Origin of the sequence: Puia dinghuensis (genome assembly GCF_014642875.1) — a bacterium.
Taxonomy (GTDB): domain Bacteria; phylum Bacteroidota; class Bacteroidia; order Chitinophagales; family Chitinophagaceae; genus Puia; species Puia dinghuensis.
The window spans coordinates 288,942-307,533 of the sequence record NZ_BMJC01000001.1; the positions used below are offsets into that span (position 1 = coordinate 288,942).

17 protein-coding genes are annotated in these 18,592 nt (G+C 53.4%); 13 read left to right on the plus strand and 4 right to left on the minus strand.

Annotated features, from left to right (window positions below; genetic code table 11):
- Positions 1-36: 36 nt before the first annotated feature.
- Positions 37-1,017 (minus strand): DUF8428 domain-containing protein, encoded by a 981-nt coding sequence (locus IEY39_RS00970; protein ID WP_188927603.1) that lies wholly within the window; start codon positions 1,015-1,017, stop codon positions 37-39.
- Positions 1,018-1,184: 167 nt separating this feature from the next.
- Here IEY39_RS00970 and holA point away from each other — a divergent pair, with 167 nt between their 5' ends.
- Positions 1,185-2,183 carry a DNA polymerase III subunit delta gene (gene holA / locus IEY39_RS00975; protein ID WP_188927604.1) on the plus strand — a complete coding sequence of 333 codons (999 nt, stop codon included), beginning with the start codon at positions 1,185-1,187 and terminating at the stop codon, positions 2,181-2,183.
- Here the strand turns inward: holA and IEY39_RS00980 are convergent.
- A complete protein-coding gene (locus IEY39_RS00980; RefSeq protein WP_188927605.1) occupies positions 2,173-3,120 on the minus strand; it encodes a bifunctional riboflavin kinase/FAD synthetase in 948 nt (315 codons plus the stop codon). The two genes, holA and IEY39_RS00980, sit on opposite strands and share 11 nt — an antisense overlap.
- A gap of 96 nt (positions 3,121-3,216) precedes the next feature.
- Between IEY39_RS00980 and IEY39_RS00985 the strand changes: the two genes are divergently transcribed.
- The 5 genes from IEY39_RS00985 to IEY39_RS01005 all read left to right on the plus strand — a co-directional run bounded on the left by IEY39_RS00985 (position 3,217) and on the right by IEY39_RS01005 (position 7,936).
- A complete protein-coding gene (locus IEY39_RS00985; RefSeq protein WP_188927607.1) occupies positions 3,217-4,437 on the plus strand; it encodes an AIR synthase related protein in 1,221 nt (406 codons plus the stop codon).
- 344 nt (positions 4,438-4,781) lie between these two features.
- Positions 4,782-5,639 (plus strand): sigma-70 family RNA polymerase sigma factor, encoded by an 858-nt coding sequence (locus IEY39_RS00990; RefSeq protein ID WP_188927610.1) that lies wholly within the window; start codon positions 4,782-4,784, stop codon positions 5,637-5,639.
- A gap of 124 nt (positions 5,640-5,763) precedes the next feature.
- Positions 5,764-6,711: a thioredoxin-disulfide reductase gene (gene trxB, locus IEY39_RS00995; protein WP_188927612.1), complete on the plus strand. Its 948-nt coding sequence runs from the start codon at positions 5,764-5,766 to the stop codon at positions 6,709-6,711.
- Positions 6,712-6,784: 73 nt separating this feature from the next.
- Positions 6,785-7,144, plus strand: coding sequence for a dihydroneopterin aldolase (locus IEY39_RS01000; protein ID WP_188927614.1), 360 nt, complete (start codon positions 6,785-6,787; stop codon positions 7,142-7,144).
- A 45-nt stretch (positions 7,145-7,189) separates the two neighbouring features.
- Positions 7,190-7,936, plus strand: a complete 747-nt coding sequence (locus tag IEY39_RS01005; protein ID WP_188927616.1) for a tetratricopeptide repeat protein — start codon at positions 7,190-7,192, stop codon at positions 7,934-7,936.
- Here IEY39_RS01005 and IEY39_RS01010 read toward each other — a convergent pair.
- Positions 7,929-9,293, minus strand: coding sequence for an MATE family efflux transporter (locus IEY39_RS01010; protein WP_188927618.1), 1,365 nt, complete (start codon positions 9,291-9,293; stop codon positions 7,929-7,931). The two genes, IEY39_RS01005 and IEY39_RS01010, sit on opposite strands and share 8 nt — an antisense overlap.
- A gap of 128 nt (positions 9,294-9,421) precedes the next feature.
- Here IEY39_RS01010 and IEY39_RS01015 point away from each other — a divergent pair, with 128 nt between their 5' ends.
- The 6 genes from IEY39_RS01015 to IEY39_RS01040 are packed head-to-tail and all read left to right on the plus strand — an operon-like array spanning position 9,422 to position 15,598.
- On the plus strand, positions 9,422-10,276 hold the full coding sequence (locus IEY39_RS01015) for a DUF3822 family protein (RefSeq protein ID WP_188927620.1): 855 nt from the start codon (positions 9,422-9,424) through the stop codon (positions 10,274-10,276).
- Complete coding sequence (locus IEY39_RS01020) at positions 10,267-10,815, plus strand: RsmD family RNA methyltransferase (protein ID WP_188927621.1); 549 nt, start codon at positions 10,267-10,269, stop codon at positions 10,813-10,815. Before IEY39_RS01015 ends, IEY39_RS01020 begins: the two co-directional genes overlap by 10 nt.
- A 1-nt stretch (position 10,816) precedes the next feature.
- Complete coding sequence (gene bioD, locus IEY39_RS01025) at positions 10,817-11,476, plus strand: dethiobiotin synthase (RefSeq protein WP_188927623.1); 660 nt, start codon at positions 10,817-10,819, stop codon at positions 11,474-11,476.
- Positions 11,436-12,533: a tetraacyldisaccharide 4'-kinase gene (gene lpxK, locus IEY39_RS01030; protein WP_229688717.1), complete on the plus strand. Its 1,098-nt coding sequence runs from the start codon at positions 11,436-11,438 to the stop codon at positions 12,531-12,533. Before bioD ends, lpxK begins: the two co-directional genes overlap by 41 nt.
- Entirely contained in the window at positions 12,530-14,623 is a 2,094-nt protein-coding gene (gene rnr, locus IEY39_RS01035) for a ribonuclease R (RefSeq protein ID WP_188927629.1), read from the plus strand. Before lpxK ends, rnr begins: the two co-directional genes overlap by 4 nt.
- Before the next feature lie 9 nt (positions 14,624-14,632).
- The gene (locus IEY39_RS01040) at positions 14,633-15,598 is read left to right on the plus strand and encodes a polyprenyl synthetase family protein (protein ID WP_188927631.1); all 966 of its coding nucleotides are present in this window, start codon (positions 14,633-14,635) and stop codon (positions 15,596-15,598) included.
- Here IEY39_RS01040 and IEY39_RS01045 read toward each other — a convergent pair.
- Positions 15,595-16,704, minus strand: a complete 1,110-nt coding sequence (locus IEY39_RS01045; RefSeq protein ID WP_188927633.1) for a DUF695 domain-containing protein — start codon at positions 16,702-16,704, stop codon at positions 15,595-15,597. The genes IEY39_RS01040 and IEY39_RS01045 overlap by 4 nt on opposite strands.
- A 62-nt stretch (positions 16,705-16,766) precedes the next feature.
- Here IEY39_RS01045 and IEY39_RS01050 point away from each other — a divergent pair, with 62 nt between their 5' ends.
- Entirely contained in the window at positions 16,767-18,524 is a 1,758-nt protein-coding gene (locus tag IEY39_RS01050; protein ID WP_188927635.1) for an amino acid permease, read from the plus strand.
- The last annotated feature ends 68 nt before the right edge of the window (positions 18,525-18,592 follow it).

Consider the following 18,592-nt stretch of genomic DNA (forward strand, 5'->3'; position numbering starts at 1 on the left):
GCGGATGCCGAGGCTTTTTCTATAAGGAATTTACGACTAACCGAAGATGCCGCCTTTCTTAAGTTCGCGGGTGCCTTCGCCGATCTTGAAACCATTGTGGTATATCTCGATCTTGTAGTTACCCTTCTGGAACTCGCTGTTTTGTTTCCAGGCGAATTGTACGGCTTTGGTCTTGCCAGCTTCGAAATCAACGGGAACCTTGGCGGTGTACATCTTATCGCCTTCGTCACGGGTAGAGAAGGTTCCGCTACCCAGAGCGGGCACGTTGATGGGCTTGCCATCGGGGCCGGTGATGCATACATATACATCAACCTGGCCGGTTTGTGCGATGCGGTTTGCAACGTCAAAGCCGATGACCAGCTTGTTCACTTTCCGTGCGGTGGTGGTTTCCTTGTCCTTGCCATCCTTTCTTTCGTGCATCGGAGTGATGGAGATGTTGGAAGCGTTGAGCGTAGAAGCGATGTCGACCTTTTTCGACAGGTCCTGGTTTTCAGATGTGCTCGTTTGCAGGTCGGTGGTCAGCTTTTCCTTATCCGAGGTCAGCTGTTGCTTGTCGGCGGTGAGCTGCTGGTTATCCGATTGCAGCTGGGCGACTTGTTGTTCGAGGTTGCTGACCTTGTCGTTGAGTTCTTTGATCAACTCCTCTGCCTTTTTCTGTTCGGCTTGGGTGAGGTGTTGTTTTGCGAGCAGGCCGCGGATCTGGCCTTTGAGCTTGGCGACCTGGCCATCTTTTTCATTAACGGTAGCGGTGAGCTTGTTGTTGGTGCCGGTGAGGCTATCCAGTCTTACCAGGGCATCGTCAAAATTCTTCTGCAACTGTCCCTTTTCGTCGGTTACCTTGGAGATCTGGGCTTGTTGCTGGGTTTGAACCTGTTCTTGTTTGTTGTTGTTCCAGAGCAAGTAACCCCAGGTTCCTAAGAAGCCGGCGGCCAGCAGACCGATGACCAGATTCTTATAATCCTTCTTCGGCGGCTGACTTTGGGGAGTTGCTGAGGGATAGTTGGTTGTCGTACTCATAGCTTATTGTTTTTTCAAAAGTGATAGAAATAATATTCCAAATCCTGCAAACCGATGTTTCGGCTACACAAGGCTTTTGACTAAAACCGTGCCAAAATCATTTTTATTGTGTTCAAAGCCTGATTCCTAAAGAATTATGTAATATTGCGGCATAAAATACAGGATTCATGTCTGTAGAGAAGATCCTTGGCGACTGGAAAAAATCGACTTTCAAACCTGTGTACTGGCTGGAAGGGGAGGAAGAGTTTTATATCGACCAGTTGGTGAATTATGCGGAGCATCATATTCTCAGCGAGGCGGAAGCCGGATTTAACCTGACCGTTTTTTATGGTAAGGATGCCGACTGGACGGCGGTGATCAATGCCTGCCGGCGGTATCCGATGTTTGCCGAACGGCAGGTGGTGGTATTGAAGGAGGCTCAGCAGATGCGGGATATTGAGAAGCTGGAAGCGTATGTCGATAAGCCGCTTGCCTCGACGGTGTTCGTGGTGGCCTATAAAGAGAAGAAGGTGGACGGGCGGAGCAAATTGGCCAAGCTGCTAAAGGAAAAGGCAGTGCTGTATACGACCAAGAAGCTATACGATAATCAGCTGCCCGAGTGGACGGCTGAGCTGATAAGGCAGAAGGGGTATGAGATCACCCAGAAGGCGTTGTTGTTGCTGGTAGACCATATCGGCAATGACCTGAGCCGGATCAATAACGAGATCGGGAAGCTGCTGGTCAACCTGGCCGGCAGGAAAGGGATCACTGAAGATGATATCGAACGATACGTGGGGGTGAGCAAGGAGTATAATGTCTTCGAATTGCAGGATGCGTTTGCCAAGAAAGATAAGGCAAAGGCGATACGCATAATCCAATATTTCGAAGGGAATCCCAAGGCGGGACCCATACAGCTGATACTGCCTTCCATCTATAATTTCTTCAGCAAGGCCTATATGATCTTCGGGCAGCCCGCGCGGGATGAGAAGGGGGTTGCGGCGGCGATTGGGGTGAATCCCTTTTTTGTAAAGGACTATCTGGCGGCGGTGCGTAACTATAATTATGAGGGTATCGAGAGCGGGTTATTGCTGCTGCATGCCTATAATCTAAAGAGTGTAGGGGTTGGCAGCGCCGGTGTCGAGGATGCATCCCTGTTAAAGGAGCTGGTGGTGAAGATCATGGGTTGAGGGCCGCCAACGAGTCGATCTTATCCTGTCCCAGGGCGGCTTTTAGTTCTTCGAGTCCATTAAATTTCAGTTCGGGGCGAAGGAATTTCTTTACGAATACCTGTAGCTGCTTTCCATAAATATCTTCCTCAAAGTCGAAAAGATTGACCTCTATGGTCCGGTGTTTGCCTTCGATGGTCGGGCGAATACCGATTCCCATCATGCCTTTTAGTTTTGGCCCCGTGAAGAGAGGGGCGGGCAGCAGCTGTGCTTCTACGGCATAGACGCCGTCGGCGGGGATCAATTTTTCTTTGTTCTCCGGGTCGAGGTTGGCGGTGGGATAGCCGAGGGTCCGGCCCAGCTGGTTGCCTTTTATGACTTTTCCGGAGAAGAAAAACGGGTAGCCCAGCAGTTGGTTGGTTGTATCGACGTCTGCATGGAGGATGGCCTGGCGGATGCGGGTAGAGCTGACGGATATCTCGTTGAGCAGATGAACGGGTATTTCCTGGAGGACGAAGCCTTCGCTGCTGCTGAATTGTTCGAGCAGGTGATAGTCGCCCTGCCGGCCTTTGCCGAAGCGATGGTCATAGCCGATGATGACGGTGTGTGGATGGAATTTCGCCAGCAGGAAGTCCTTTATGTATTCTTCTGCCGTGAGGCGGGAGAAGGCTTCGGTGAAGGGGACGATGACCAGATGGTCGATCTGCTGCCAGGACAACAATTCGATCTTCTCTTCGAGGGTGTTGATCAGGCGGACGTCTTCAGAGCCTCCTTTGACTATTTTCCGGGGATGGGGAAAAAAGGTAATAATGACGGTTTCTCCGTTGATGCGGGCAGCCTCCTGCCGGAGCTGTTGCAGGATACGGGCGTGGCCGGTGTGAACGCCGTCAAAGGTGCCAATGGTGACGACTGCGCGCTGAAAAAGAGGAAGTTGGTCCGTGTTGCGATGAATTACCATGGGGGGCAAATTTATTGTTTTCCGGTGGATTCCAATGGGATCGGTGGGTTGCATTATCCAATGAAGTCGGCTTGTTGCCCTATATTTGCATCCACTATGTCACTTTATGCCCAACGCGGGGTCTCCGCTCAGAAAGAAGAAGTTCACCAGGCAGTCGAGAAGCTGGATAAGGGGCTCTATCCGAATGCTTTTTGTAAGATTTACCCCGATTATTTGGGAGGGGACGCGGATTGGGTCAATTTAATGCATGCTGATGGCGCCGGAACAAAGAGTATCCTGGCCTATTTGTATTGGAAGGAGACGGGTGATATCAGCGTTTGGAAGGGTATTGCCCGGGATGCGATAGCCATGAACCTGGACGATCTGCTTTGTGTCGGGATCTTTGATAACCTGTTGTTCTCTTCTACGATAGACAGGAACAAGCGCAACATTCCCGGGGAAGTGTTGTCGGCGATCATCGATGGCAGCCAGGAATTCTTTGACGAGCTGAAGGCCTATGGAGTGGGTATCCGGTATTTGGGGGGGGAGACGGCGGACGTCGGCGACGTGGTGCGGACGATAGCTGTTAATGGTACCATGACCGCCCGCTGGCCAAAGGACCGGCTGGTGACCAATGACAAGATCAGGCCCGGGGATGTAATCGTCGGTTTTGCGAGTTTTGGGCAGGCCAGCTATGAGACGGCCTTTAACAGCGGCATCGGGAGCAATGGGCTGACGAGTGCGCGTCATGATGTGCTCCACAAGACCTATGGAGCTCGTTTTCACGAGTCTTATGATACCAGCCTGGATGAGCACGTGGTATATATCGGGCCCCACCGGATGACCGATGCGGTCGGGATCTCGGCGGCGGAAGCCTGGGGAGCCACTGTGGGAGAAACCGCGGCGAAAAAAGAGGCGCTGACGACCGATATCGGGCATCTGCTGTTGAGTCCGACCCGTACCTATGCCCCTTTGCTGAAACAATTGCTGACCGGGCAGTTTGACAGCATCCATGGGCTTATCCACTGTAGTGGCGGCGGGCAGACCAAGTGTATGAAATACCTGCCGGGTGAGTTCAGGATCATCAAGGATAATCTTTTTGACCCCCCGACGATCTTCCGATTGATCGAAGAAGCTTCGGGGTCTGACAAGCGTGAGATGTACCAGGTGTTTAATATGGGTCACCGGCTGGAGGTGTTTGCCGATGCTGCGGACGCCGACAGCCTGCTGCAAGTGGGGCGGGCCTTTGCTATCGATGCTAAAATCGTCGGCCGGGTTGAAGCTGCAAGCGCGAAAAGCCTGGTTATAAAGGCCGGTGGAGAAGAGATTGTTTATTAGTTTTCGCCCGGTGATGGTTGTTAAAGGCAAGCTAAAAATGTGCGCGAAGCGGCTCCTATGCTACCGGCTAGCCTTATCTGCAAAGGGTACTGCAGCATTGAAAGGCGACAAATTTGCTACGTGGATTCTCACACTTTGGTAAAAAAAAGTTTAAAAAGCTCTCAATTTAATCCACAGGGCTATGAATTTCCATTTTTCATGACTACTTTCGCAAACGGTTCTGGACGGATTGACATTAATTTATTTTTATATCTTTTTTGCCCCTCCGTGAACTCTCCCGGCTGTGTTTGTGTTTATTAGTAGTACCCGACAGATTTTGTCACTTTTTTTTATTTTTATCCGATATGAGGCAACTTAAGATTGCTACACAGATTACGAACCGTGATTCCCAGGCGGTTGAGAAGTATTTGCAGGAGATCTCCAAGATCCCGATGATCACTCCTGAAGAGGAGACGGTCCTCGCTCAACGGATCAAGATGGGCGATCAGAAGGCGTTGGACAAGCTGGTTCAGGCCAACCTTCGCTTTGTGGTCTCCGTTGCAAAGCAGTATCAGCACCAGGGGTTATCACTGAGTGATTTGATCAACGAGGGCAACCTCGGCTTAATTAAAGCGGCTCAACGCTTTGATGAAACCAAAGGTTTCAAGTTTATTTCTTACGCGGTATGGTGGATCCGCCAGTCCATTTTACAGGCGTTGGCAGAGCAGGGCAGATTAGTCCGCCTGCCTCAAAACAAAATTGGCACTTATAACAAGGCTAACAAGGCTTATATGGCTTTCGAGCAGGAGCATGAGCGGGAGCCAAGCACTGAAGAATTAGCCGAGTTACTGGAAATGAGTGAGACGGAGATCAACAACATTTTCCAAAGCAATACCCGTCACAGCAGCCTGGATGCCCCGGTGCATGAGGCTGAGGATGTAGCGATGGGCGATCTGCTGGAAGGTGGTGATGAGACGGATGATGACGTTATGAAAGATTCCTTACGCGCCGAGATCCGCCGCGTGCTCAAGTCACTGAGCCCTCGCGAAGCGGAGATCGTCAATGCGTATTTCGGCCTTGACGGCGAAAATGGGGTTACCATCGAGCAGATTGGCCAGAAGTATGATTTGACGAAGGAGCGTATCCGCCAGATCAAGGAAAGGGCGATTAAGCGCCTTCAAAAGGCCCGCTACAGCAATGCGCTGAAGGCCTATCTTGGATAATTGATATAACTCATTCAGGATCAATATAGTCCCGGTCTTTCGGCCGGGATTTTTTGTTGTCGGTAAAACGACGTTTATGTAAGTTGATTTGTATTAGCTTTGTCCGCTAAAAAATAGACCTAGAATGGAGCAAACCCCAAGCGAAAAAGTACATTGCCTGATAATCGGTTCGGGGCCGGCAGGGTATACGGCCGCCGTATATGCCGCCCGCGCCAACCTCCGGCCAGTCCTGTATCAAGGGATTCAGCCAGGTGGACAGCTGACCATTACCACCGAAGTGGAGAATTACCCGGGTTATCCGGACGGGGTGCAGGGACCGGAGATGATGGTACATTTCGAGAAGCAGGCGACCCGGATGGGCGCTGATATCCGGTATGGCCTGGCGACGAAGGTCGATTTTTCCGGGCATCCCCATAAGGTGTGGATCGACGATGAAAAGCTGATCGAGGCAGATGCCGTGATCATCGCAACCGGCGCTTCCGCCAAATGGCTGGGACTTGAATCCGAGCAGCGGCTCAACGGGTATGGAGTGAGCGCTTGCGCGGTGTGTGACGGATTTTTCTTCCGCAATAAGGAAGTAGCGATCGTTGGCGCCGGGGATACTGCGGCCGAAGAGGCGTTGTATTTGTCGAAGCTTTGTACGACGGTGCATATGCTTGTCCGCAAGGACAAGATGCGTGCTTCGCGGATAATGCAAGAGCGGGTGCAGCAGACGCCGAATATCAAAATGTATTGGAACAGCGAAGCCGATGAGGTGCTTGGCGAGAGCAGGGTAGAGGGGTTGCGCATCCGGAACAACAAAACGGGGGAGAAGAAAGACGTTCCGCTCAGCGGGTTTTTTGTGGCCATCGGTCATCAGCCCAATTCCGGGATCTTTGCGAATTTTGTAGAAATGGATGAGGCGGGTTATATTAAGACGTTGCCAGGGACGAGCAAGACCAATATAGAAGGTGTCTTTGCCGCGGGGGATGTGCAGGACAAGATCTACCGGCAGGCGGTGACGGCGGCGGGCAGTGGATGTATGGCGGCGTTGGATGCGGAACGTTATCTCTCGGCGAAGGGGTTGGCATAGTTGGGTGGAAGGTGGGTGGAATCCCGTTGGCCCGGAAGGTCGAGGCCGAAGGCGCAATAAAAAATTTTGGCGAATGGTTACGGTTCAATTACACAATTTACTTTTTTCCGGGCGCCACGGCGTTTTTAAAGAAGAGTTAGCGACGGGCAACACCTTCGAGGTGAGTCTGGATGTGTCTTATGACGAGAGCGGGCGGCCTTTCAGCGGATTGGATTCGATCGTTAATTATGTTATTCTCTTCGATATTATCAAGGAGCGGATGCATCAGCCTTCACCTTTGCTGGAGAAGATTGCCGAGGAGATCATCCTAAAGATAAGGGACCAGTATCCTTTTGTGCTGGAAGTCGTCCTATCCATATATAAGTTGCAGGCCCCCATCGGGAATTTTCAAGGCAAGGCGGGGATGACGTTGCGCAAAAAATTCACCAAATGACGATGGAGGGCCAACTACCGGGGCCGCGCGCACGTTATTGAAGGTATGAGGTGGCTTCTTATTCTATTTCTTTTGCCGTGCCGGTCGTTGGGCCAGGATGTGTCTGTGCTGATGGCAAAGGCCGCACAATTGGAAGCTGCTTTTAAGGAAGAAAAGGCCTTGCCCGTATATCAGCAAGTGTTGCAACTACAGCCTCGTAATATTCCCGCGCTTTGCCGTTGCAGCGACCTGAACTGCCGGATCGGCAACCGGGAGGCCGATCAAGGGAAGAAGATCGACTATTTCAAGGCGGGATATCGCTACGCCCAAAGTGCTTACCGGCTGGACTCCACGAACAGCGAGGTCAATGTCGTCATAGCCTTTTCGCTGGCCCGGATGGCGTTGATCCAAAGCGGTAAGGAGAAGGTGGCCGCGGCAAACGAGATAAAACGATTCGCCGAACAGGCTATCCGGTATGATCCCACCAATTTTAAAGCCTATCATATTCTTGGACGCTGGAATTACGAGGTGAGCAACCTGAATTTTATCGAGCGGACGCTGGCCCGATGGTTTTTTGGCGCGCTGCCGCAGGCTTCTTTGGCCGAGGCCATTCGCAATTATGAGAAGAGCAGGTCGTTGCGGCCGGATTTTATGCTCAATTACTTCGAGCTGGCCAGGGCCTATCGCCGGGAGGGGAAGAAGGACAAGGCGATAGCCTTGCTGCGGCATATGGAGACCCTTCGCGATGGAATGTATGATGACCGTATGGTAAGAAAAGAGGGGCGGCAGCTGCTCGAGGAGTTGACTAGATGACCTTGCCTTTCCACCGGCCGCTGCGGATATACAAAAAGGAGAGGGTGAAGATGGATATCCAGTATAACCATTCCGAGAGCCAGCCCATTTCGATGGACAAGTTCCATTTTTCCAGTATGAACCAGACATAGAGGCTATATATAACGATGGTAATGACCTCGATGAGAAGGTTGATGCGGGTGTTGCCTGTGCCGGTGACGGCGCTGAGCCAGACGATGGAAAAGGACATCAGGACGACGGCTGCTGAGACGATGCGAAGAACGGGGATGGCGGCCTGGATGAATGCCTCGTCCTGGCCATAGATGGACAGCAGCAGGCGGGGAAAGCAGTTGAGCAGGATAAAGATGAGAACAGAGATGGAGAGGCTCAGCTTCATGATCTTGACGATGAGAGTGATGACCTTGTCCTCCATTTTCTGCCCGATGATATTGCTTACCATGGCATTGGTAGTGGAAGCGAAAGCCCAGGTGAAGACGCCGAATAGCCCGAAGATGTTGCGCATGGCGTTGCTGATGGCCAGAGCCTGGCGGCCATGGTGTTCGATGAGGATATAGAAGAAGACCCAGGCTACGATGCTGACCACGTACTGGAAGACCAGGGGGGAGGACTGGATGATGATCAGCCGGGTGTTGGCCACGTCGACGACCCAGTGTTTATAGAGTTGGAGCTCTTTGCTGATGCCTTTTGCCTGGATGACGGCGAAGACGACGATCATGCCGGAGGCTTCGGCGATGATGGATGAATAGGCGGCGCCGTTGAAGCCCATGGCGGGAAGACCGAAATGACCTAAGATGAGGGCATAGTCGAGGCCAACATTGACAATGGTTTCCGCCAGGGTGCCATAGACCAGGAATTTGCTTTGGTTGGTGCCGACGAGCAGGGCGTTGCGCATCTGGTAGATGTAGAGACAGGGGAGGCCCCAGATGCGGATGCGCAGGAAGGAGATGGCCTGGTCGCGCAGGGCGGCGGAGTGCAGGGACCAGGAAAGGGCGATCGGGGCGATGAGCCAGGTGACGAGGATGCCGGTGAAGGCCAGCAGAATAGCGATGATCATCCCCTGGGAGAAGAGCTTGCCGATCTCTTCCACGCGGCCTTCTCCTGCCCGTCTTGCGATAAGGGCCTGGAGGCCGTTGTTGAGCCCCTGGCCGACCACGGCAAACAGGAGGTAGTAGACACCGGTGATGCCTGCGGTGGATAGGGCATTCCCATCCTGGTCGAGATGGCCGAGAAAGATGTTGTTGGTGATGAAGTTTATTTGCGGAACAAGAATGGCCAGGCTGATGGGAAGTGCCATACGGAGGATGTCCCTGTTGGTGATGCCGACTTTGTATGACTTGGCGTTGTTAGCGAGGTCCATTGCTGCGGTCCGTCTAAAAGGACGGCAATTTACGGCTTTTTCCGGGTCAGAGGCAAAATCCCGACTTTTGTAGTATTATTGCACATAACCAGGAGCCGCCGGAGGCGGCTCGCCGATTTTTGCACATTATGCTCAAACCAGCTTTCCAAATAGAAGTTTCGGATATCTCTGCCGAAGAAATGCTTCAGTCGCGGCTGTTGGTAGAGGTGACCCCCAACGCCTTCACCTATGTGCTGCTGAACCAGCGGAACATGAGCCCCCTGGTAGTCAAGTACTTCCAGCTCGAGCCCACCAGGGATATTCCCCTGACAGGGACGCTGCGGGAGCTGATGGAAGGGGATAGCCTATTGCAAAGACCTGTCAAGGAGACCCTTCTCGTCTATAATTTCCCGGAAAGCAGCCTGATACCCGAACCTGTCTTTACGATGGATACCAACCGGGAGATAATCGATACCCTGCATGGCAACCTGCAAAAGGGGTTGATCCTGACGGAGAAGATACCCTGGTGGGAGCTGTTCAATGTCTATCGTATCCAGCCCGAATTGCACCACCTGCTTCAGCAGACCTTTACGGCTGGTAAGTACTGGCATTATTACAGTCTGCTGCTAAAGAGCTTTAAGATGTTCGATTCTACCGAGCGGGAGGATTGCATCAAGGTGATCTTCTATTCCGACAAGATGGTGGCCCTGGTGGTGCGGGAGGGGAAGGTGCATCTTGTACAGACCTTTTTGTATCGGGACAGCAAGGATGTCGCCTATCACCTGCTGAACTGCTGTCATCAATTAGGGCTCGACCAGGAGTCTGTCCGGTTGCTGGTGGGCGGGCTTATCGACCGGCAGTCTTCGCTCAGCGAGGAGCTGCATAAATATTTCCTGCGGATACAATTCGATGAGATTGACGAAAGCATCAAAGTCACGGACGAACTGAAGGAATTGCCCCTGCATTATTTTTCCTCTATTTTGAAAATGGCGGTATGCGCGTAATCGGTGGATACCTGGGGGGACGGCGTGTCAACCCGCCGGCGAAGATGCCCTATACCCGGCCGACGACGGATATTGCAAAAGAAGGGCTTTTTAACATCCTGGAGAACAACCTCGATCTTGCTGCGCTGCGGACCCTCGATCTTTTCGGGGGTACGGGGAGCATCAGCTATGAATTAGCTTCGCGGGGGGTGACGGACCTCACTGTGGTGGAGAAAGACCCCGCCATGTTCAGCTTTATCCAGAAGACCTCGAAGGAGCTGGGGCTTTCGACTATCTACAAGGTGGTTCGGATGGATGTGTTCAAATTCATCGAGCAGTGTACGGAGACTTTCGATCTGATCTTTGCAGGGCCGCCCTATGCGCTGGACACGATCGACGAGCTGCCCAAACTGGTCGTGAGCCGCGGGTTGCTGACCGAGGATGGGTGGTTTATCCTTGAGCATACGCCGCGTAACCACTATGAGGGGTATCCGCTGTTTGTGACGCAGCGGAATTATGGGACGACGGTGTTCTCTATTTTTGTGAACAAGAAAAGTTGAGATGAATCCTTTTTTTATAACAGGTATCGGTACGGGGGTTGGCAAGACGCTGGCTGCGGCCATTGTCGCCGAGGCTTTGGGTGCTTATTACTGGAAGCCGGTGCAGGCGGGTTTTGATGAGGGGACGGATGCGCAGTGGGTGGGCGCGCGGCTTAGTAACAGCGAACGGGTGCTGCCGGAGGCGTATATGCTGAAGCTGCCGGCATCTCCGCATATTGCAGCACGGGAGGAGGGGATGCTCATCAGAGTGGAGGATATCGCTGCGCAGCTGCCTGCCGTCCGGCCGCTTGTCGTGGAGGGGGCAGGGGGATTACTGGTGCCGTTGAATGACCGGGAATTCATGGCCGACCTCGCGCTGCGGCTGGATGCGACCGTCATCCTGGTGAGCCGTAATTATCTTGGCAGCATCAATCATTCGCTGCTGACGGCGGAGGTCTGCCGGATGCGGGGTGTGAAGGTTGCGGGTTGGATCTTTAACGATCAATACGGGCATTATGAGCAGGAGATCGCCGAATGGAGCGGGTTGCCGGTGCTTGGGTCGGTGCCGTTCGCTCCGTCGCCTGACCGGGAGTTCGTTCGGGCCCAGGCGGCGCGATTGAGACCAAATTTGATGTATCTTTATGAAAGGCATCCTGGTGCCGTCGAAACCGATGAATTTTAATATCCCATTGTTGAGGCCGATTCGTATTCTATTGTTCCCTTTTTCCCTTGTTTATGCTCTCGTCGTAAAAGTCCGCAACTGGTGTTTTGATAAGAAGATATTTACTTCAACCTCTTTCAATCTCCCCATCATTTGTGTTGGAAACCTGGCCGTTGGCGGCACGGGGAAGTCGCCGATGGTGGAACTGCTTATCCGGATGTTGAAAGACCGGTATGCCATCGCGGTGCTGAGCAGGGGGTATAAGCGTAAGACCAGGGGATATGCGCTGGCCGGCGAATCGACCACGGCGCTGGACATCGGTGACGAGCCGATGCAATTCCATAGTAAATTCCCCGATGTAGCGGTGGCAGTGGGGGAAGAGCGGATCGTAGCGATACCCCAGCTGCTGCACGACCGGCCCGGGACCCGGGCGATCATCCTGGATGATGCTTTTCAGCACCGGGCGGTGAAGGCGGGACTCAATGTGCTGTTGACGGACTATTCCAATCTTTTTACACGGGATTGGTGGCTGCCGAGCGGTGATTTGCGGGATGCGCCATCGAGCTATCGCCGGGCCGATATCATCGTCGTCACCAAATGCCCCGAAGCCATGGATGAAGATCAGCGCCGGGCCATTGAGATAGAGATCGATCCGAAGCCGCATCAGCAGATCTTCTTTTCGACGATTAGCTATGGGACACCGTACCATATTACCCGGCAGACGGCGGGGGTGGTGAATGAGGAAGTGGAAGTCCTGCTGGTGACCGGCATTGCCAACCCGGCGCCGCTGAAACGGTGGTTGAACGAGCATTCCAGGACGTATTATGAGTTGGCTTACAGCGATCATCATATCTTCACGATCGATGATCTGCAGGCGATGATCAGGCGATTCACCGGGATTACTGCCGGGAAGAAGCTGATCCTCACCACGGAGAAGGATGCGGTGCGGCTGATAAAATTCAAACAGGAGCTGGAAGACTGGCCTATTTATGTTTTGCCGATCAGCCCCGGGTTCCTGTTTGGAGAGGAAGACCGCTTTGCCAATGTGATTACAACATTTATCAATGAATTCAAATGAAAAACAAGAAGAAGAGTAAGAAGAAGGCTGTCGCCGACACCGCCCATCTGTATGAGGGCCGATTGGATGTCACGCGCAGCGGAATGGGTTTTGTCATCATAGAAGGTCGTGACCAGGACATCCTGGTGCGGCCGGCGGATTTCCATACGGCCCTGCATGGGGATACCGTGCGGGTGCGTGTAGTGAGTGCGGGCGGCCGGAGTGGCCGGGCACAGGGAGAGGTGACGGAAGTCGTGGAACGTAAGCAATTGGAGTTTTTGGGACGGATAGAGATCAGTCAATCCTTTGCTTTTTTTATCGCCGATAGTGATAAACCGATGCCGGATATCTATGTGCCGCTGTCGAAGCTCAACGGAGCCACGAACAACGACAAGGTGATCGTCAAGATAGTCGAATGGGAGAAGAATAAGAAGCCGCAGGGCGAAGTAGTGCAGGTGATGGACAAGAGCGACGAGAATGACCAGGCGATGAAAGAGTTGCTGCTGGAGAATGGTTTTCCCATCTTTTTCCCCGAGAATGTGCTGGAAGAGTCCGAGCGGCTGCCCGATCTTATCCCGGGGGCGGAGATTGCCAAACGCCGGGATATGCGGAGCGTTCTCACCTTTACGATCGACCCTGTCGATGCCAAGGACTTTGACGATGCGATCTCCATCCGCCACCTGGACAAGGGGGAACTGGAGATCGGGATACATATCGCCGATGTCAGCTATTACGTGGAGCCTGAGACGGCGCTGGACAAGGAAGCCTATACCCGCGCGACCTCCGTTTACCTGCCGGACAGGGTGAATCCCATGTTGCCGGAGCGGATCTCGAATGAGCTTTGTTCTCTGCGGCCGCATGAGGATAAGCTGACCTTTTCCGCCATCTTCCGGATGACGCCGAAAGGCGATGTGAAAGCATCATGGCTGGGCCGGACGGTGATCCATTCCGACCACCGGTTTACGTATGAAGAGGTGCAGGAGATCATCGATCAGCAGACGGGGTTGTATCAGCCGGAGATCGGGTTGCTGAACGACATCGCCCAGCGGCTGCGCAAGCACCGTTTCCGGAAAGGCGCCATCAATTTTTCATCAGCCGAAGTGCGGTTCAAGCTGGATGAAAAGGGAAAGCCCATCGGCATCGTCGTAAAAGAAAGCAAGGAGTCGCATCAGCTGGTGGAAGAGTTTATGTTGTTGGCCAATCGCAATGTCGCGGAGGCGGTGGGCAAGATAAAAGTGAACAAGAAGCCCCTTCCTTTTCCCTACCGGGTGCATGATACTCCTGACAAGGAAAAGCTGTTGCCTTTTGTGGAGTTTGCCAAAAAATACGGGCATGTCTTCGACATCCAGTCGCCGCAGGCCATTGCCCGGTCGTTCAACCAGATGTTGCAGGATGTACAAGGCAGGCCCGAGCAGCATGTGCTGGAGCAGCTGGGCATCCGTACGATGGCCAAGGCGATCTATACGACGGAGAATATCGGCCATTATGGCCTGGGATTCGAACATTACTGCCACTTTACATCGCCCATCCGTCGTTATCCTGATGTGCTGGTGCACAGGGTATTGCAGGAAGTGCTGGATGGAAAGATCGAGCCGGACAAGAAAATGGAAGCGAAGTGTAAACAATCCAGCGAGCGGGAGCGGGCCGCGATGGAGAGCGAGCGTGCGGCGGGCAAGTACAAGCAGGTGGAATACATGCAGAATTTCCTGGGGGATGAATTTGAAGGGGTGATCAGCGGGGTGGCTTCCTTTGGGTTCTGGGTAGAAACGGTGGAGCATAAGTGTGAGGGGCTGGTGAGTATCAACAGTCTTCTGGAGTATGATGATTTCCGGCATATCGAGAGCGATTATGCGTTGGTGGGCCGGCGAAGCGGACGGCAATTCCGCATGGGCGACAAGGTTACCATCAAGGTGGTGGCTGCCAACCTGACCAAGCGGCAGCTGGACTATGAATGGGTGATCACGTCGGCGGAGAAAGAGGCTGTCCGGGGCGGGCTGGAAATAGCCGCGGGGGACGGACAGGAGGGGCATGCGGCAAAACGCAAGACCGCGCGCCGGAAACCGGGCGCTGGAAAACCGGCGACGAAGCACGGGCGAAAGAAAAAGAAATAAACTATTATTATGCACAGTTTTGAAGAATTGTCCGCTGCCTTTGCAACCCGGTTTGCCAGCCGGCATTTCCCAGACCATCCTGCCAGTCTTTACGATCCCGCCGTCTATTTTCTCGACCTGGGTGGGAAAAGGATACGACCGGTGCTTTGCCTGATGGGCAATGAACTATTTGGACCTATCGAGGACGATGCATGGCAACTGGCGATAGCGCTGGAGCTTTTTCACAATTTTACGCTTATCCATGACGATATTATGGACAGGGCCCCGCTGCGCCGGGGGATGCCAACCGTCCATGCCAAATATGGGTCTTCTACGGCCATCCTCAGCGGCGATGTGATGCTGGTGGTGGGGTATGATTATATCAGCCGGATCCAGTCGTCGCATATCCGGCGCATCCTGCAATTGTATAACCAGACGGCTGTCAAGGTGTGTGAAGGGCAGCAGCTGGATATGGATTTCGAGGGGCGCGAGCAGGTGACGCTGGACGAGTATTTACAGATGATAGAGCTAAAGACCTCCGTGCTTCTGGCCGCCAGCCTGCAGATCGGGTCGATCCTTGGCGGCGCGGGTCTTAATAACCAGCAGACCATTTACCAGTTTGGGATCAACCTGGGGCTGGCTTTCCAGATACAAGACGATTACCTGGACTGTTATGGGGATGCGTCGAAGTTTGGCAAGCAGGTGGGCGGAGATATTGTCGCAGGCAAAAAGACCTTTTTGCTGATCAAGACCCTCGAAGTGGCCAGCGAGGCGCAGCGCCGCGAGATAAAGGCATTGGAGCAGGCGTCGCCCGACGAGAAGGTGGCCGGGATGCTGCGGATCTACCAGGCCTGCGGGGTGGACAGTTGGGTGCGGGAATTGAAGGAGCACTATCGCCAGGAGGCGTATCGCAGCCTGGAGGATATTGCGGTGTTGTCAAAGCGGAAGGAGCCGTTGCAGCATCTGGTGGACCTGTTGCTGTCGAGGGACCATTAGACGGGAGCAGACTGAAAACGGCTCATGGTGCGCCAGTATTTGTCCTTATAGATCTCATATGAGCAGGATAATTCCTTTTTCCAGGCTTCTATCAATTCCTGCACTGTCGCGGAGGCGGTCCTGAATTCCCGGCAGGCAAGATAGATCTCGGTTGTCCCTTTACCGGTATGCCTTCCCAGGCATAGGTAACCCGCACCGTCTGTGAGTTGGGCCGTCAGGTCGTTCTGGAACCTGTTCATGGCCTCATAGTGTTTCTTATCGGGTAGGCCATTATTGCCATTGCTCCGGGTCTTTTCATAATCGATGGTGATCACTGTCATCCAGGGGTGCGAAGCTTTTGCATCCCAGTCGAGGATATGCGTATTGATGGTAGCGATAGAAACAAATCCGTCTTTGTCCTTTCCTTCGAAGACGGCATGTCCATCATTTTCCGTGTCATGACGGATGCCCTCGTATCTTTCCACGAACTCTTTTTCTTTCCACAGGAGGAAATCGATCAGTTTTTCCATGGGGATCAATTCCTCGTTGCCGGGTTGTGGACCCGTTACGTGGAGGTTGTCGATGAGAGTGGCGGCGTTTAATTCCCCGAGCAGGGTATCCAGGTAGAGCAGGCAACCGTGGGTGATGGACTGCCGGTTGTCCTCCCCGAAATCTTCATGGACCATGGTAAGGTCGATCTCATCGGGGAATTGCGGGTCATCTTTATAGAAAAACCGGATGCTTTCGCTGCCAAATATGGTACCGTACATTTCTATCCGGCAGCCGGCGCCGGTGGAGGGCTTCAGGGCCGTGAATTTCCAGTGGGGAAGGGTGGGGGCGGCGGCGATGAGCTTTTCCACGAAGACGAATGTCTTGATATCGCCCTCTGCGCTGATGACCAGTTCGGCCGTTGTATCATCAGACATCCCGGTTTCACAGAAGAACCGTGGGTTCAGGACATGAAGCCGGGGGATCACTTTGTCCAGGAAACGGCCGCTGATGCTGTGGCTGTCCATGGTTTTTATGGTGCCATAGAAGGCCTGTTCGTTGCGGAGGAACCAGGTCCAAAAGTCTTCGATGGTGGCCGGAGCGGCTTTTTTGCCGAACAGTTTTTGGAAGAAATTCATAGTGTGGAAGATCGGTTTTTTTAGCCAAATTTCGCTAATTTCCCCCCTTAATTGCTTAATCAATGTCCAATTCGCTTTTCCGCAAAAAATCATTAGAGAGCATTGTGAAAGATAGTGCAGACGGGTTGTCGGATGGACATGGCAGCAGTGGACTGACCAAGGTGTTGAATGTCCGCGACCTGACCTTTATGGGTATTGCGGCTGTCGTGGGGGCGGGTATTTTCTCGACGATCGGGGCGGCGGCGTATGATGGGGGGCCGGGCATCTCCCTGCTTTTTATCCTTACGGCGGTGACCTGTGGGTTCTCCGCCCTTTGTTACGCGGAATTCGCGAGCCGGGTCCCTATTGCGGGGAGTGCCTATACGTATGCATATGTTGCCTTTGGGGAAGTGGTCGCCTGGATCATCGGTTGGGCGTTGATACTGGAATATGCTATCGGCAATATCGTAGTGGCCATCGCCTGGAGCGGTTATTTCAATAATTTATTGCTGGGTTTTCATATTCACCTGCCGGGGTGGATGCTCATCGATCCCGGGACGGCCAAAACTGCTTTCCTGTCGGCACAGCATACCCTTGCGCAGGGGGGCGTGCTGGGTGAGAGCGCCCGCGCGGCCATCCAAACCTGGAATAGTGCACCGGTGATCGGCGGGAGGCATATCTTCATGAACATCCCGGCCTTTATCATCGTCTGTATCATTGCCTGGATCACCTATATCGGCATCCGGGAGAGTAAGAAGACCACCAATTTTATGGTGATCTTCAAGATCGCGGTGGTGATCCTGGTGATCATTCTTGGGTTCTTTTTTGTCCAGCCGGCCAACTGGAGTCCTTTTCTGCCAAATGGGTTTGCGGGGGTGTTGAAGGGGGTGTCGGCGGTGTTCTATGCCTATATCGGCTTCGATGCTATTTCCACAACGGCGGAGGAATGCACGGATGCGCAGCGCGATCTGCCCAAGGGCATGCTCTATTCGCTTGTGATATGTACGATATTGTATATCCTCATCGCACTGGTGCTCACGGGGATGGTCAGCTATAAGGAGCTGATGGTGACCGACCCGCTGGCCTTTGTGTTCAACCGGGTGAATCAAAAGTGGATCGGGTACTTCATTTCCGCCAGCGCGGTGGTCGCTACTACCAGTGTGCTGCTGGTATTCCAGCTGGGGCAGCCCCGCATCTGGATGAGTATGAGCCGGGACGGGCTGTTGCCGAAGGCTTTCGGAATGATCCATCGCAAATATCATACGCCGTGGTTCTCTACGATCATCACGGGGATCATCGTTGCCGTGCCCACCCTGTTTATGGACAGCGGACTGATGACGCAGCTGACCAGCATCGGCACGCTGTTCGCCTTTGTACTGGTCTCGTGGGGTGTGCTGGTGTTGCCGCGGAGTAACAGGGCGAGAGGGTTCAAGCTGCCGTATGTCAACGGGCGTTATATTGTTCCGGTTTGTTATGCCGCCTTTATTTTTCTTTTCCGTGAGCGGCTTGGCACGGCGTTTCAGCAGCTGTCCAAGGCGGGGTTGGAGGAGGTGCTTTTCCTGGTGTATACCGTGTTGGCGACGGGGTTTACAGTGGCCACCGTTATCCGAAAATATTCCGTCATCCCCGTCCTGGGGGTGCTGTTCTGCGCCTATCTGCTGATAGAGATCCCCGCTATTGCCTGGGAATGGTTCTTTGTATGGATGGGGATCGGGCTGATCTTATATTTCTTTTATGGATACCGGAAGAGCCGGTTGACGGCGAAGCAGGTGCGGCGCGATGGTGCTGCGGAGGAGGGCGTGGGCCAGAAGGAGAAGCAAAACGGACCCCAGGTCCGTTGACCGAAGGTCAATCATAAGCGGATGTTGCGCGGAGGGCTATTTTCGACTGAGCCCGGACGCGCAACATA

Coding starts and splice junctions, on each gene's coding strand:
- IEY39_RS00970 (WP_188927603.1), bottom strand. CDS start 1,017: ATGAGTACGACAACCAACTATCCCTCAGCAACTCCCCAAAGTCAGCCG.
- holA (WP_188927604.1), top strand. CDS start 1,185: ATGTCTGTAGAGAAGATCCTTGGCGACTGGAAAAAATCGACTTTCAAA.
- IEY39_RS00980 (WP_188927605.1), bottom strand. CDS start 3,120: ATGGTAATTCATCGCAACACGGACCAACTTCCTCTTTTTCAGCGCGCA.
- IEY39_RS00985 (WP_188927607.1), top strand. CDS start 3,217: ATGTCACTTTATGCCCAACGCGGGGTCTCCGCTCAGAAAGAAGAAGTT.
- IEY39_RS00990 (WP_188927610.1), top strand. CDS start 4,782: ATGAGGCAACTTAAGATTGCTACACAGATTACGAACCGTGATTCCCAG.
- trxB (WP_188927612.1), top strand. CDS start 5,764: ATGGAGCAAACCCCAAGCGAAAAAGTACATTGCCTGATAATCGGTTCG.
- IEY39_RS01000 (WP_188927614.1), top strand. CDS start 6,785: ATGGTTACGGTTCAATTACACAATTTACTTTTTTCCGGGCGCCACGGC.
- IEY39_RS01005 (WP_188927616.1), top strand. CDS start 7,190: ATGAGGTGGCTTCTTATTCTATTTCTTTTGCCGTGCCGGTCGTTGGGC.
- IEY39_RS01010 (WP_188927618.1), bottom strand. CDS start 9,293: ATGGACCTCGCTAACAACGCCAAGTCATACAAAGTCGGCATCACCAAC.
- IEY39_RS01015 (WP_188927620.1), top strand. CDS start 9,422: ATGCTCAAACCAGCTTTCCAAATAGAAGTTTCGGATATCTCTGCCGAA.
- IEY39_RS01020 (WP_188927621.1), top strand. CDS start 10,267: ATGCGCGTAATCGGTGGATACCTGGGGGGACGGCGTGTCAACCCGCCG.
- bioD (WP_188927623.1), top strand. CDS start 10,817: ATGAATCCTTTTTTTATAACAGGTATCGGTACGGGGGTTGGCAAGACG.
- lpxK (WP_229688717.1), top strand. CDS start 11,436: ATGAAAGGCATCCTGGTGCCGTCGAAACCGATGAATTTTAATATCCCA.
- rnr (WP_188927629.1), top strand. CDS start 12,530: ATGAAAAACAAGAAGAAGAGTAAGAAGAAGGCTGTCGCCGACACCGCC.
- IEY39_RS01040 (WP_188927631.1), top strand. CDS start 14,633: ATGCACAGTTTTGAAGAATTGTCCGCTGCCTTTGCAACCCGGTTTGCC.
- IEY39_RS01045 (WP_188927633.1), bottom strand. CDS start 16,704: ATGAATTTCTTCCAAAAACTGTTCGGCAAAAAAGCCGCTCCGGCCACC.
- IEY39_RS01050 (WP_188927635.1), top strand. CDS start 16,767: ATGTCCAATTCGCTTTTCCGCAAAAAATCATTAGAGAGCATTGTGAAA.